Raw genomic sequence first — 13,579 nt, forward strand, 5'->3', positions numbered from 1 at the left:
TTGAAATTAGGGGTATATTTTACACAAATGAAGGCGTTCTCAGTCTATTTTTCGAATCGTTTCACCAAAATGACTATAAGGAGTTGTAATTTCATGAAAAAATCACTTTGGTTATTATTAATAGCCATCGTGTCGTTTGGTTATGTTCTTTATTTTATAAAGACTTCCGAACCAACTGCCATACAACCAAAAAATGAAATGGAAGAAGAACTGTTAGAAACTGCAGAAAAAACGTTTCGATTTTTTGAAGAGTATACGGATCCTAATACAGGACTTACGGTAGATCGTGTTGACTTTGAGCAGGATGAAACGAAAGCTGAACATACCTCCCCAACCAATATAGCTATGTATATGTTGGGGATGGTTTCTGGTGTGGAACTTGGATTCATTTCAAAAAAAGAAGCAGAGCAGAAGATTGAAAAAACCTTACTCACACTTAAAGAATTGGAAACTTGGAACGGACTTTATTACAATTGGTATTTTACCAAGGATGGCAAGCAAAAAACAGATTGGGGACAGTTTATCTCTAGTGTTGATAATGGATGGTTGACTGCAGGGTTAATTGTAACGGGCCAGTATTTTGAAGGATTGAAAGACTTAACAGATCCTCTTGTGGCGCAAATGGATTATTCTACCCTTTATGATCCTTCTGTTGGTCATCTGCATGGAGGTTATGATAAGGAACAAGAAAGCCTCACCCCACACCATTATGGGATGTTATATACGGAGCCGCGAGTGGCAAGTTACCTTGCTATTGGAAAAGGAGATATACCGGAAGAACATTGGTGGAAGTTGTTCCGTACTTTTCCGCCAGAATTTGATTGGCAATCTCAAACACCGTCAGGAACAATGAAAGATTATAACGGTGTAAATGTGTACCAAGGTGTGTACGAATATGAAGGAATTAAATATGTTCCAAGCTGGGGAGGCAGTATGTTTGAAGCATTGATGCCAAGCCTTGTCATGAAAGAAAATGACCTTGGGGTAAATGGATTGGGCTTAAATAATCTGCAGCATGTTAAAGGTCAAATCCGATATGCGGAAGTAAATGAGTTGGAGGCTTGGGGTTTTTCCCCTGCAGCGATCCGTAATAGTTACGGAGAGTTTGGAACTCCTGTATTAGGGGCAGAAGGATACGAGGATAAGGGAACCGTCACGCCTCATGCAAGCTTTCTTGCTTTAGAACATGCTCCTGAAGAAGTCTATGACAATCTTAAAAAGCTTAAAGACATGGGAGTCTATGGAGATGATTATGGATTTTTTGATACAGTAAATCTTCAAACTGGTGAAGTTGCTCATACGTATCTTTCTTTGGATCAGGGGATGATTTTGGCCGCCATCACCAATTACTTAAAGAATGGTGTCATCAGGGATTATTTTCATCAAGACCCGTTTGGAAAAAGACCTGAACATTTATTGGAAGTGGAGGATTTCGGTATCAGGGATTAATGAAGAAAGAGCAGCACCTAAGGCTACTCTCCTCCCTCATATTAATTCTTATCAGACATCCAGCTCCATATCGGTAGATGCTTTACTGTTATATACAGAAGTATCAAGGTCATTCGTAACCTTACTTGTCAGCACCCCTGCGGTCATACTGCCACTTACATTCACCGCCGTACGTCCCATATCAATAAGCGGTTCTACAGAAATCAACAATCCTGCTAGTGCGATAGGTAAGTCCATTGCAGAGAGTACCAGAATTGCTGCAAAAGTTGCTCCGCCTCCGACACCAGCAACCCCAAATGAGCTGATGGCTACGATGACAATCAACATGAACAGGAATGATGGATCTAACGGATTTATTCCTACCGTCGGTGCAATCATCACTGCCAGCATGGCCGGATATACACCCGCGCAACCATTTTGACCGATGGATAATCCAAAGGAACCTGCAAAGTTCGCAATTCCATCAGACACACCGAACTCTTTTGTCTGTGTCTTAAGGTTCAAAGGTAATGCTCCAGCGCTTGTTCTGGATGTGAAGGCAAACGATAGAACGGGAATTGCCTTACGGACATATGTCAATGGATTCAAGCCAGCTAACATAAGCAACACTAAATGGATGCCGAATACAATTGCCAAGGCCACATAAGATGCTGCTACAAACTGCCCGAGTTTGGCTATAGCCCCGTAATCACTTGTTGCTGTCACCTTTGTCATCAATGCAAGGACCCCATATGGAGTTAGTCGAAGAATCAAAGTCACAACTCTCATAATAATGGTATAGAATGTATCGACTATCTTTGCAAAGGATTCCGCCTGCTCAGGATTTTTGCGTCTGACCCCTAGGTAGGCTAACCCTATAAATGCTGCAAAGATAACCACTGCTATTGTTGAAGTGGAGCGTGCACCTGTGAAATCGAGGAACACATTAGACGGGATAAAGTCGAGCACTTGTTGCGGGAATGTTTTGGATCCAATTTCCCCTGCACGCTGCTCCATCTGTTCCCCTCTGGCTGTTTCCGCTTCCCCTTGCTCAATTTGAATGGCTTCCAGATCAAAGACAAGTGTGGTACCGATACCAACTGCTGCTGCAACAGCTGTCGTTCCGATTAAGATACCAATGATTAGACCGCTGATTTTTCCAATATTGCTTTTTAAAGTAAGTCTGGTGAAAGCCGCGATGATACTAATGAACACTAATGGCATGACGATCATTTGCAGGAACTTCACATATCCCGAACCTACAATGTTGAACCAGTCGATAGAACCGGTCAATACTTCCGTTCCTGAACCATAAACAAACTGCAGTCCAAGACCAAAAATAATACCAATTCCTAATGCAGAGAAAACGCGCTTAGAAAAAGAAACGCCTTTCTTTTGCATTGTATAAAGCCCAAAGCAAAGTAAAAGTAATAAAATAATATTAAGTACAATAAACAAAGTATCCATGCTTTCTCCCCCTTCTTTTTAATGAAGAATAATGTTCCATGGGAAAATTATTCTCTTGTTTAGTGTATGGGGCTTATTCTCATACATGCCCGCCAAACAAAAAAAGAGATTGTCCTTTTTTGCAGGACAACCTCCATAGTATTATTGTTCTTTATCAACCATTGTTTCAAATGCTGCTGACACTTGATTAAACTCTTCGTCTGTTTCGATTTCAGAAAGTTCGCCATCCTCTTCCACTTTTAAGAAGAAAATATCGACGTCGCCAGTCGTTTCTTTTTCTATCTCTTCAGCAAAACCGACTGCTACGTATACAGAACCTTCCACGTCCATAGTGCCAAGCACCTCAAGTTCTTGTTCCTGATCGTTCTCATCTGTCACAATAAAAATGTCTCCTACTTCTACCTTTTCCATTTTTCTATCTCCCTTCTTTTACTAGTTTCTCTTGTAAGTCTTTTCCTTGTACTCGTAGTTCTATACACGGTATAGAACTTACTTATCTTAACACATCGTCTTACTAGATTGGAGAAAAGCATTTAAATAAAAACGAGCTTCCACCTCAAAGATGGAAGCTCGTTTTTTAGTGTGTTTTTAAAGGAACAAGCCACAACTGCCGTAACTTAGTATAAGAAAGTTTTAAACCACCACTCCTGAAAGTGGGTGTTCGCAAAAACATTCCTGTCGTCCTCTATCCATGGAGGCATGACATTTGTGCTTTTATATAAAACTCCCTAGCTAAGTATAAAGGTTAAAACTTTGTTATGATTACGAACATCGTAGCTTGTTTCCCTATAGTACAGGAGAACGAGAAAAAATGCAAATAGTTTTGTTTAAAGGACCGTCTGGAAATACTCTCCACAATACGCAAGCACAGCCTGCTCTTCTTCTTCTTCCATTTCAAAATTTAGTGCATGATTCGTATTTTCTTCAAGGAATTGATATTGTGCAATTCTGTGACCATTCTCTTCCACAGCAAATATTACTTTTAAATAAACACCTTGCTCCGAATATAATTCGTCTTCTTCATCAATTTCCAAATCAAGAAAAAATTCATATCTGTCCCCTTCAATAATACCTGTAGGGTCTTTTAGCTTTTCCGCTTCATGGCCTTTAATGTTCATCGTTAACGCTTCCTTCCTATCTCTTAAAATTTCTGTTAGTAAAATCTTTTTTTCGAGCTTTTTCTCTTCTTGCCTTCTCAATATTGACATTCCGTTCTTCCTCATAATCGTCACGGTCAGGAATACTGATGCCTTTAAACACAAGCTTTTCAAGTGGCATTTCGATGCCCTTTTCTATCATATGCAAAAAATCCACATCTCTTGGAGCGTAAAGCGTGTATGCTTCTCCAGATCCGCTTGCACGCCCTGTGCGACCTGTACGGTGGATGTATGTTTCTAAGTCCTGAGGAATGTCATAATTATAGACATGTGTTACGCCTTCTACATCCAATCCTCGAGCAGCCACATCTGTTGCCACAAGATATTGAAGTTTGGCTTCCCGGAACCATTTCATCGCTCTGTTCCGTTTGGATTGCGGGATATCTCCGTGTAATGCTTCACATTCTATTCCCTCGTGTTTAAGAACCTCTGTAAGCTTCTGCACCCTTGCCTTCGTTCTGCAGAAAATGATCGCCAAATAGGGATTATGTTCCTTAATGAGATGAAGCATGGTACCTTCTTTACGGCGATCCGTTGTTTCCACAGCATAATGGTTGATGGACGCTACTGTCACTTGCTTCTCTGCTATTTGGATGTGTTTTGGTTGTTTCATATACTTCTTGGCCAATGCATGAATTTCATTTGGAATCGTTGCAGAAAACAGCATTGTCTGGCGTGATGAAAATGTTTCTGCAGTAATGGTATCAACATCCGGCAGAAATCCCATTAACAGCATTTGATCAGCTTCATCAATGACAAGCATGGAGATGGTGGAAAGATCAATTGTTCCTCTTCTCACATGGTCCAGCAAGCGTCCAGGAGTTGCCACGACGATATGTTGCGCACCTTTTAGCTTTTTTAGCTGTGAATTAACATCCTGGCCCCCGTAAACTGCAAGAACGTTTAAATCATCTATATTTTCTTTCAGTTTCTTTATCTCTTTTGTAATTTGATGGGCAAGCTCCCTTGTTGGAGTAAGAATCAATGCTTGGGTTTCAGGGTTATTAACGTTCACTTTCTCCAAGATTGGAAGGACAAAAGCTAATGTTTTCCCTGTGCCTGTTTGCGCTTGTGCAATTACATCATGTCCCTCAAGTACTGTAGGGATGGTTTGTTCTTGTATGGGGGTCGGGGAACTTATCCCCATGTCTTTCAACGAATGATTTATTCCTTTACGAACCCCTAACTTTAAAAAATCAGTCACTCTTATCACGTCTCTTTTCTATTTATAGCCTATAAAATTAGCTTCAATAACTATATCATATTATAAAGTAGAGCATAAACAAAAACCGATCCGTTTTCCCAGATCGGCTATTAATCATTCTATCCAATTTTTTATTTAAACCAACCTTTTTCCTTAGATTGGGTAATAGCTTCAATTCTGTTCTTCACTTCAAGCTTATCAAGGATGGTAGAAATATAGTTTCGGACGGTACCGGATTTTATGCTTAATTCATCTGCAATTTCCTGCGTGTTTTTCCCATCTGCCACAAGTTCTAGAACCGCTTTCTCTCTTTCTGTCAGCGGGTTTTCCTCCCCGTAGAAGTCATCCATCAATTCAGGGGCATAAATGCGTCTCCCAGACATGATACTTCTTATGGAATTGGCTAGATCTTCACTTGGACTGTCTTTCAATAAGTATCCGGTAACCCCTGCTTTTAAGGCTCTTTGAAAATACCCTGTTCTGGCAAAAGTGGTCAATATAATTATCTTGCACCCAGAACCTTTTAACTCCTCGGCAGCTTCTAGACCCGTTTTTTCAGGCATTTCAATATCCATAATACATACATCTGGCTTATATTTGTGATATAAAGCGACCGCCTCTTCCCCATTTCCAGCCATTCCGACCACTTCCATATCTTCTTCCAAATCTAGTAATGAACCTAAGGCACCTAACATCATGCGTTGGTCTTCTGCTATTACTATCCGTATCATACTTGCTCCTCCTGTTCCCTCTGATTGACCATTTTTGGTACCTTGATGCGGATCGTCGTTCCCTTCTCTCCGCTAATCTCCATTTGGCCATTTACAAACTCCAGCCGTTCCCTAATACCAAGAAGACCGCTGCCTTTTCCCATGTCATCTTGCTCTGTCATACCAACCCCATTATCTTGAATAATCAGCCTGATTTCATCTCCCAGTTGTTCAATAGACACAGTACATTTTGTCGCTTTACTATGTTTAACTACATTTGTAACCGCTTCTTTTAAACACATGCTCAAAATGTTTTCTAAAAACAGAGAGTTGTCCTTTAATGGTAAGTCATGCTTTAAGCTAAGCTCTATTTCTGCTGCGTCAAGGATTTGTTTAATCCTTACAAATTCCTCTTTTAATCGGATTCCTCTCATTTGAGACACCATTTGTCTCACTTCATTCAAAGCTGTCCTCGCTGTCTGTTGGACATCCTTTAGTTCCGCTTTTGCCTGCTCAGGGTTTTTATTTAATACTTTTCTCGCGAGATCGCTCTTCAATCCGATCAATGAGAGTTTCTGTCCGAGTGTATCATGAAGGTCTCTCGCAATCCGTTGTCGTTCTTCTTGAATGATAAGCTCGGAAATTCTTTTATTGGCTACATCCAACTGCTCTTCTAGCTGATCCTGCTTTCGTTTATTGTAAAGATTGAACGGCAGCAAGATTACGGCAATCCAAATGATAACTACAAACGGAATCTGCTTTAAAAATAACTCATCCCTCATGACGACATTTATATTAATTGCCACCGTAGTTGCAATTAAGTGAATGATATATAGGACAATAAAAGCAATTTTATTTTTTATCTTACCGTTGTAATAGGCAATATAGAAGGCAAAATAGACGAAATGAAACAGGATAGTCATCGTTATGGATATCCCTATCAACAAGCAAGTCCAAAGATAAACTGGCCATTTATTAGAGATAAAGGCGAATCTATAGGCAATAAAAAATAGAATCGTTAAGCAAATACCCACTATTATCTCAGGCGTTGATGATGATTGGAAAATAAAATAAAAAGGGAGTATGCTGAAAAAGCTCCAGATATATGGTGATATCCCAGATCCCTTTTGAAAAATAATCAATCTCTTTTTCATAGTTGAAACCTCATTTATCCTTTTCAGTTATGTTGTATCTCTTATTATACCAAATACAATAGGAAAGTTCTGTAAAATATTGCATTTAAGCTTTTATTCTCATTTTACCCTTGTTATAGGTCTAAGCATAGGCATACGTGTCATAATCAAGTTATGACAAATGTCATATATTTTCCTTAGTTAGAGGGATTGTTAGTGAATTTTCTATTCGTTAAAATATTGAAAGCCGCCATTCCATCACTCGGACAGCCATTTAAATGATTGATTGGGAACAATGAAAAGAACAAAAAATAGAACGAGAAGTATGTAAACTGATAGAAGAAGATATTTGGCTGAAATATTCCATTTAACAGTAATGTGTTCAAGATGACAATGGATAAAATATTGAAAAATGCCCCACCTAAGTACACAAGGATTTTTTCAAGTTTTGTGGCATTTTTACATAAAGAAATATACTCACACCAACCATCATAAAAATATAATTTCCTGATTCGAATAGAACCAAAGTTAAATAGAACATTTCCTGTTCCTATATGCACAATGACCTTGCCTCCAAAAAGCTTAGCAAAGAAATAGTGACCCAATTCATGAATGATCGTCACCATGGGTAAAACCAGAAAAAAGGAGAAAAAGAATTTCCACAAATCATTTATTCCGAACAAAGTAAACACTACCTTTCTTATAATGAAAAGAATTAAATAATGCTTACATACCCTAAATTTAATTTTCAAACTTGAATAGAGAAAAGAAAATTAAAACTGAACCAAAATACCCAGTCTTAACGAAAGAATCCCACACCAAGATTTTTTAGTGTGGGATTCTTCCTTCTATTAGTATGACGTTTTGGATTTTATATTCTGCAAGCAGCTATTGAAATACTCACTGGCTAACTTGAATTGTTGGTTCTCATAGTAGTATTTTGCTAACATTTCTGTGTACCTAATGGTGTATCGCTCATTGCCTGCATTCTTGAAATAAGGAAGTATCTCTTGTATGATGAATGGCTCTATTTTTTGATCCTTATCTAATAGATAGATATGGGCAGTAAAGTGGAGGATGTATTCGGTTAATTCATTACGGACAGCCAATCTCAATCCTTGTTCAGCCCATTCTCTTGAGTATTCTGTTTGATTTAAAAAATAATATTCTTCAACGAGGCCTAGTATGGAAAATAGACTGCGTTCTTCTTCTTTTTTCCGTTTTAGGGATTCCAAAAAATAAAAGATTGCTTCCTCTGATTGTTTTAAATAGGACTTGATGCAACCGAGATTATGAAGTGCCATCGATTCCAGATAGGAATCTTCAATGGTTTCTCCGATATTTTTTGCAGACAGATAATGTTTTTCCGCAAGGTTTTGCCTTTTGGAATGATTATAGTTAATACCTAAAATGATGTGACATTCTGCAGAACGTTTATTATTATAGAGATTTTGATAGAGGGTAAGGGCCTTTTCGGCGTAAAAAATGGATTCAAGCGTATCGCAAGTTTTTAGTTTCGTTAAGGCGACTTGATAATAAAGCTCGGCTCTGTCATCGTCAGAAATATAAGTAAGTGTTTCTGCAATAGTCAGGGCATTATCGAGTGCCAACGTGGATTGTAGAAAATTATTAGTTCGATAATAATAAATTCCTAGTGTTTTATGGTGTATATATTCGACTGAGGGGTTTAAGCTAGTTGGTAAACTTCTAATTTGGTTATAAATGGGCTCATATAGCTTTCTATCATTATTTAAGATAATATATTTAAATTTCACCACCAGATAAAGCAAGTTTGTTTTTGGATCTGCTAAAATTTTATCGATATCAAACTCAGCATTCAAATAAAGAAACCTTTCTCTTGCAGCCTTCTTATCTTGAAGCACGGTTAAATCGTAAATGGTGTATAAAAGCTTTTCTACTGGTGTATCAAATCTTAAGTTTCCATTTTCTTGTCCATTTGATAATTCAACGGTGCTAACGATTCCCTGGTCTAGATTATAGTTAAGTGAGAATGTGTCCCTTGATAGTCTATTTATGTGATTTTTTAGATTCCTCATCGAATACACCCTTTGTGTGAATTATAAGAATATTTTACCACCTTCTTCTACATATTTATACAATATTCCATCAGAATTTACTTTTTTTCTATTATTTCTCAAAGTGAGCTAAATGGTCATCTGACCATCGTATAAAATTTATGAAATAACAGTTTTGGATTGTCTGTCACAAATTAGCCGATTCTTTGCCATAAAGATGTCATATTCAAACGCTTTCCCCCTGTTTTGCTTCTTGTCGAAAGGGAATATACTAGAAAAAGAGTTTGCTTGGTGTTTATATTGTGAAGTATTGAGCAATCTATTGTATAATGTTAATTGAACCTTAAAGAATGTAATTTTTGTTTGAAAAGGAGTGGAGTATGGATGTTTGGGATGTTTGAATACGATGCTGTTCTTTTAAGTCGAATTCTAACCGGAATTACATTGGCTGTTCACGTTATCTTTGCCACGGTTGGTGTTGGGGTTCCCCTTATGATAGCTTTGGCTGAGTGGATGGGAATAAAGAGAAATGACGAGCATTATCGTCTACTTGCCAGAAGATGGGCCCGTGGATTTGTCATAACCGTTGCGATTGGGGTAGTGACAGGAACCGCTATCGGTTTACAATTGAGTCTTCTCTGGCCAAATTTTATGCAGATGGCCGGTCATGTTATCAGTCTTCCTTTATTCATGGAGACCTTTGCGTTCTTCTTTGAAGCTATTTTTCTAGGCATCTATCTATATACTTGGGACCGATTTAAAAAGAAAATCTATCACTTTTTCATTTTGATTCCCGTAGCTCTCGGTGCAATGGCTTCTGGCTTCTTTATTACAACAGTAAATGGGTTTATGAATGCACCAAGAGGATTTGATCTTGAAAATGGAGTGCTGACCAACATCCGTCCATTAGAGGCGATGTTCAACCCAGCAACCCCTACCAAGGTGGCTCATGTCTTATCATCTGCCTATTTAACAACTGCGTTTGTTTTAGCTGCTATTGCAGCCTTTGCGATACTTAGAGGAAAAAACCATGTTTATCATAAAAAGGCATTGCACCTTACCATGACAGCAGCAGCAATCTTTGCCATATCCACTGCTATTATTGGTGATTTTTCAGGAAAGTATCTGGCAAAATATCAGCCTGAAAAACTTGCGGCTGCAGAATGGCACTTTGAAACCTCCACAGAAGCACCCCTGATATTGGGTGGTGTGCTTCAAGAAAATAATGAAGTGAAATATGCGCTTGAAATTCCTTATGCCTTAAGTATTCTGGCTCACGGCACCCCAGATGCAGAGGTGATTGGTTTAGAAGAATTCCCTGAAGAGGAACTTCCTCCATTGATCGTCCATTATTTCTTTGACCTGATGGTAGGAATCGGAATGTTCCTTGCGTTTATCTCTATTCTGTATGTATTGTTTGCAAAGGTCAGGAAATGGAACGAATGGAACAAACCTTTATTATGGGCCATAGTTGCCGGCGGACCATTGTCTCTACTAGCAATTGAAATGGGTTGGTTCTTCGCTGAGCTAGGAAGGCAACCATGGTTGCTTGTAGGGTATATGACGGTTGAACAAGGCGCCACAACTTCGGAGCATGTCGATTTAATGATTGTCTTGTTTGTTTTACTTTACATCGTTCTTTGTACTACATGTGTAAGTGTATTGCGGAAAATGTTTAAAAATAACCCGGTGGAGAAAGAACTTCACGACAGGGGCATGGAGTAAGGGGGATAACGAATGAGTTATGAAGTAATTGGGATTACTGTTCTATGGACATTTCTATATGGTTATTTAATTGTAGCTTCCATCGATTTTGGTGCTGGATTCTTCAGTTATTACTCGACAATTACGAAGAAAAACCACCTGATCAACAAAGTAATTGTCCGTTACCTCTCCCCTGTTTGGGAAGTAACGAACGTGTTTCTCGTTTTCTTCTTTATTGGAATAGTAGGCTTCTTCCCTTCTACCGCCTACTATTATGGAACGACGCTTTTAATTCCGGGAAGCATTGCGATTGTGTTACTGGCAATTCGCGGCTCGTACTACGCTTTTCATCATTATGGTGAAAAAGGGAACAATTTTTATCAAGCCTTATACGGAGCCACTGGCCTATTAATCCCGGCTTCCCTTTCTGTTGTGCTTACCATTTCAGAGGGTGGGTTCATTTATAAGTATGAAGACTCCGTTTGGCTTGATTATGGGGCTTTATTCACCAGCTTCTATTCATGGGCAGTGGTCATCTTAGCATTGGTAAGCGTACTTTACATCTCGGCTTATTTCTTGGCATATTACGCAAAAACAGCTCAGGACGAAAAAGCCTTTGATGTGTTAAGAAGATACGCCTTGAATTGGAGTCTACCTACTATTCTTGCCAGCGTTCTCGTATTCTTTGCCTTAAGCGATCATAATCCAGAACACTTTGATAAAATGCTGGAGCTTTCCTGGATGTTCAGTCTTTCATTCCTCTTTTTCCTCGGAGCGGTTTATCTGATGTGGAAAAAGAAACACCTTGGTGTAGCTTTTATCTTAGTAATGCTTCAATTTGCAACAGCCTTCTTCGGTTATGGTGCATCCCATATGCCATATCTGCTATATCCGTACTTGACCATTTATGATGGATTCACTAATGAAGCGATGGCGATAGCGTTGATTACGGCGTTCATTGCCGGGCTTTGCTTACTGATTCCTTCATTATATCTATTGATGCGTTTGTTCTTGTTTGATAACAAATACGTTCAGGGAAAAAAATAAGGAGGTTCATTCCATGGAAAACTTCTTAATTATGTATGCTTCGCCATTGATTGTGGCAGCTGGCATCTTCGTTCTATTCCTTTGGGGAGCCAAGGGGAAGGAAAAGTATAAATAAAATAACAAAACAGCCCTGCCAATGGTAGGGCTGTTTTATTATTTTGAAAAAAGACTCTATTTTTAGAGTTTTAAATTCTTATCATCAGCAACAAGTCTCGGTTTCTTCTTAAGAAATGGAATTATTAAAGATAACAATGCTACCCCAATCAATGTAGCAGAGATAGGACTTTTTACAAATACCAACCAGTCCCCATTTGAAATGGTAAGAGATTGACGCATGGCCTGTTCCATCATGCCACCAAGAATGAAAGCGAGAATGAACGGTGCTGCCGGAAAGGAGAAGATTCTCATCAAAAATCCTGCTACTCCGAATAGTAGCAATATATATAAATCAAAAGTATTGAAGCTTATCGCATAGACCCCGATAAGACTGAACATGATGACCAAAGAGATTAGCAATGGCCTTGGAACCTTAAGTACTTTGGCTATATATGGGATAAGCGGGAGATTCAATACCAATAAAAACACATTCCCTATATACATACTTGCAATGATCCCCCAGAACACTTCAGGATTATCTTGCACTAGTAGTGGACCTGGCTGTACACCTAGAACGAGGAAGGCACCAAGAAGGACAGCAGTTGTACCCGATCCAGGAATACCTAAACTTAGGAGGGGAACAAAGGCACCGCCTGTTGCCGCATTGTTCGCAGCTTCAGGTGCAGCAAGACCTTTTATGGAACCTTTCCCGAACTCTTCTGGCTTTTTGGCAATTCGCTTTTCTGTGACATAAGCAATAAAAGATGCGATCGTCGCCCCTGCTCCAGGTAGAACACCTAGCAAAAATCCTAGAAACGATTGCCTCGTAACAGGTCCCTTCATTTCATTGACATCTTCTCTGGATAGCTTCAGACTGCCAATGTTTCCACTCATTCCCCCTGAGCTGTCCTTGCGGTTGAAAATCAATACACAAACTTCTGCTAGTGCGAATAATCCAAGAGCGATGACAAGAAAGTCAATTCCTTCAAGTAGATTGATATTCCCGAAAGTAAACCGCTGTGTTCCTGTTTGAGCATCTATACCGATCGTTACGGCCATAAAACCCAACACTGCAGAAATCATTGCTTTTATTGTGGATCCATCAGACAAACTTGAAATGGCTGTCAGTCCCATCAACATTAAAGCAAAGTACTCTGCCGGCCCGAAAACGACAGCGACAGAAGCTAATAATGGAGTGAAGAGCATCAACAGAATAACACTAATGGTACCTCCGGTGAAGGAAGCGATGGCAGCAATGGCCAAAGCTTTCCCTGCCTTCCCCTGCTGTGCCATAGGGTATCCATCAAACGCGGTTGCAACTGTACCTGATATTCCAGGTGCATTCAATAGAATGGAGGATGAAGAACCCCCAAATACTGCCCCATAATAGACCCCGGCCATCATGACCAATGCCAACGCCGGGTCCATACTGTATGTGACGGGAATCATGATGGCAATCGCACTGATTGGTCCCAGACCCGGCATCATCCCAATGAAGGTTCCGATAAGCACCCCTAAAAATACAAATAAAATACCCTCAATACTAAATGCGACCTGAAACCCGGAAAAAAGACCTTCCATGGAACCCATCTTTCTC

Annotated in this window: 13 protein-coding genes and 1 other RNA gene; 4 read left to right on the forward strand and 10 right to left on the reverse strand. The window is 39.3% G+C overall.

The annotated features are described in order from the left end of the window. The first annotated feature begins 93 nt into the window (after positions 1 to 93). Positions 94 to 1,449, forward strand: a complete 1,356-nt coding sequence (locus LG307_RS10795) for a glucoamylase family protein (protein WP_404450256.1) — start codon at positions 94 to 96, stop codon at positions 1,447 to 1,449. A 51-nt stretch (positions 1,450 to 1,500) separates the two neighbouring features. Here LG307_RS10795 and LG307_RS10800 read toward each other — a convergent pair whose 3' ends face one another. From LG307_RS10800 to LG307_RS10840, 9 genes are all read right to left on the reverse strand, one after another. Continuing rightward, positions 1,501 to 2,895: an L-cystine transporter gene (locus LG307_RS10800; protein ID WP_404450257.1), complete on the reverse strand. Its 1,395-nt coding sequence runs from the start codon at positions 2,893 to 2,895 to the stop codon at positions 1,501 to 1,503. 141 nt (positions 2,896 to 3,036) lie between these two features. Further along, positions 3,037 to 3,306 (reverse strand): DUF1292 domain-containing protein, encoded by a 270-nt coding sequence (locus LG307_RS10805; protein ID WP_404450258.1) that lies wholly within the window; start codon positions 3,304 to 3,306, stop codon positions 3,037 to 3,039. A gap of 183 nt (positions 3,307 to 3,489) precedes the next feature. After that, a non-coding RNA gene (gene ssrS, locus LG307_RS10810) (6S RNA) lies at positions 3,490 to 3,678 on the reverse strand. A gap of 44 nt (positions 3,679 to 3,722) precedes the next feature. Beyond that, positions 3,723 to 4,013, reverse strand: a complete 291-nt coding sequence (locus LG307_RS10815; protein WP_404450259.1) for a DUF6509 family protein — start codon at positions 4,011 to 4,013, stop codon at positions 3,723 to 3,725. 16 nt (positions 4,014 to 4,029) lie between these two features. Then, the gene (locus LG307_RS10820; protein WP_404450260.1) at positions 4,030 to 5,256 is read right to left on the reverse strand and encodes a DEAD/DEAH box helicase; all 1,227 of its coding nucleotides are present in this window, start codon (positions 5,254 to 5,256) and stop codon (positions 4,030 to 4,032) included. 131 nt (positions 5,257 to 5,387) lie between these two features. Then, a complete protein-coding gene (locus LG307_RS10825) occupies positions 5,388 to 5,987 on the reverse strand; it encodes a response regulator (protein WP_404450261.1) in 600 nt (199 codons plus the stop codon). After that, complete coding sequence (locus tag LG307_RS10830; RefSeq protein WP_404450262.1) at positions 5,984 to 7,120, reverse strand: histidine kinase; 1,137 nt, start codon at positions 7,118 to 7,120, stop codon at positions 5,984 to 5,986. The genes LG307_RS10825 and LG307_RS10830 overlap by 4 nt, the downstream gene beginning before the upstream one ends. 176 nt (positions 7,121 to 7,296) lie before the next feature. Further along, entirely contained in the window at positions 7,297 to 7,725 is a 429-nt protein-coding gene (locus LG307_RS10835) for a hypothetical protein (RefSeq protein WP_404450263.1), read from the reverse strand. Between the two features lie 225 nt (positions 7,726 to 7,950). Then, positions 7,951 to 9,156, reverse strand: coding sequence for a hypothetical protein (locus LG307_RS10840; RefSeq protein WP_404450264.1), 1,206 nt, complete (start codon positions 9,154 to 9,156; stop codon positions 7,951 to 7,953). A 372-nt stretch (positions 9,157 to 9,528) separates the two neighbouring features. Between LG307_RS10840 and LG307_RS10845 the strand changes: the two genes are divergently transcribed. From LG307_RS10845 to LG307_RS10855, 3 genes are read left to right on the forward strand one after another with little or no spacing between them, the layout of a single operon-like run. Next, on the forward strand, positions 9,529 to 10,860 hold the full coding sequence (locus LG307_RS10845; protein WP_404450435.1) for a cytochrome ubiquinol oxidase subunit I: 1,332 nt from the start codon (positions 9,529 to 9,531) through the stop codon (positions 10,858 to 10,860). 12 nt (positions 10,861 to 10,872) lie between these two features. After that, positions 10,873 to 11,886: a cytochrome d ubiquinol oxidase subunit II gene (locus LG307_RS10850; protein ID WP_404450265.1), complete on the forward strand. Its 1,014-nt coding sequence runs from the start codon at positions 10,873 to 10,875 to the stop codon at positions 11,884 to 11,886. 13 nt (positions 11,887 to 11,899) lie between these two features. Continuing rightward, positions 11,900 to 12,001, forward strand: a complete 102-nt coding sequence (locus LG307_RS10855) for a cytochrome bd oxidase small subunit CydS (RefSeq protein ID WP_392396795.1) — start codon at positions 11,900 to 11,902, stop codon at positions 11,999 to 12,001. A gap of 62 nt (positions 12,002 to 12,063) precedes the next feature. Here the strand turns inward: LG307_RS10855 and LG307_RS10860 are convergent, their stop codons facing one another. Then, a complete protein-coding gene (locus tag LG307_RS10860; protein ID WP_404450266.1) occupies positions 12,064 to 13,572 on the reverse strand; it encodes a tripartite tricarboxylate transporter permease in 1,509 nt (502 codons plus the stop codon). Positions 13,573 to 13,579 lie beyond the last annotated feature (7 nt).

Origin of the sequence: Sutcliffiella horikoshii (genome assembly GCF_044809035.1) — a bacterium.
GTDB classification, from domain to species: Bacteria; Bacillota; Bacilli; order Bacillales; family Bacillaceae_I; genus Sutcliffiella_A; species Sutcliffiella_A horikoshii_G.

What these genes read in the sequence shown, in the direction of transcription:
- LG307_RS10840 (WP_404450264.1), bottom strand. Translation starts at nt 9,156, where the DNA reads ATGAGGAATCTAAAAAATCACATAAATAGACTATCAAGGGACACATTC.
- LG307_RS10815 (WP_404450259.1), bottom strand. Translation starts at nt 4,013, where the DNA reads ATGAACATTAAAGGCCATGAAGCGGAAAAGCTAAAAGACCCTACAGGT.
- LG307_RS10850 (WP_404450265.1), top strand. Translation starts at nt 10,873, where the DNA reads ATGAGTTATGAAGTAATTGGGATTACTGTTCTATGGACATTTCTATAT.
- LG307_RS10845 (WP_404450435.1), top strand. Translation starts at nt 9,529, where the DNA reads ATGTTTGAATACGATGCTGTTCTTTTAAGTCGAATTCTAACCGGAATT.
- LG307_RS10795 (WP_404450256.1), top strand. Translation starts at nt 94, where the DNA reads ATGAAAAAATCACTTTGGTTATTATTAATAGCCATCGTGTCGTTTGGT.
- LG307_RS10825 (WP_404450261.1), bottom strand. Translation starts at nt 5,987, where the DNA reads ATGATACGGATAGTAATAGCAGAAGACCAACGCATGATGTTAGGTGCC.
- LG307_RS10800 (WP_404450257.1), bottom strand. Translation starts at nt 2,895, where the DNA reads ATGGATACTTTGTTTATTGTACTTAATATTATTTTATTACTTTTACTT.
- LG307_RS10855 (WP_392396795.1), top strand. Translation starts at nt 11,900, where the DNA reads ATGGAAAACTTCTTAATTATGTATGCTTCGCCATTGATTGTGGCAGCT.
- LG307_RS10805 (WP_404450258.1), bottom strand. Translation starts at nt 3,306, where the DNA reads ATGGAAAAGGTAGAAGTAGGAGACATTTTTATTGTGACAGATGAGAAC.
- LG307_RS10830 (WP_404450262.1), bottom strand. Translation starts at nt 7,120, where the DNA reads ATGAAAAAGAGATTGATTATTTTTCAAAAGGGATCTGGGATATCACCA.
- LG307_RS10860 (WP_404450266.1), bottom strand. Translation starts at nt 13,572, where the DNA reads ATGGGTTCCATGGAAGGTCTTTTTTCCGGGTTTCAGGTCGCATTTAGT.
- LG307_RS10835 (WP_404450263.1), bottom strand. Translation starts at nt 7,725, where the DNA reads ATGGTGACGATCATTCATGAATTGGGTCACTATTTCTTTGCTAAGCTT.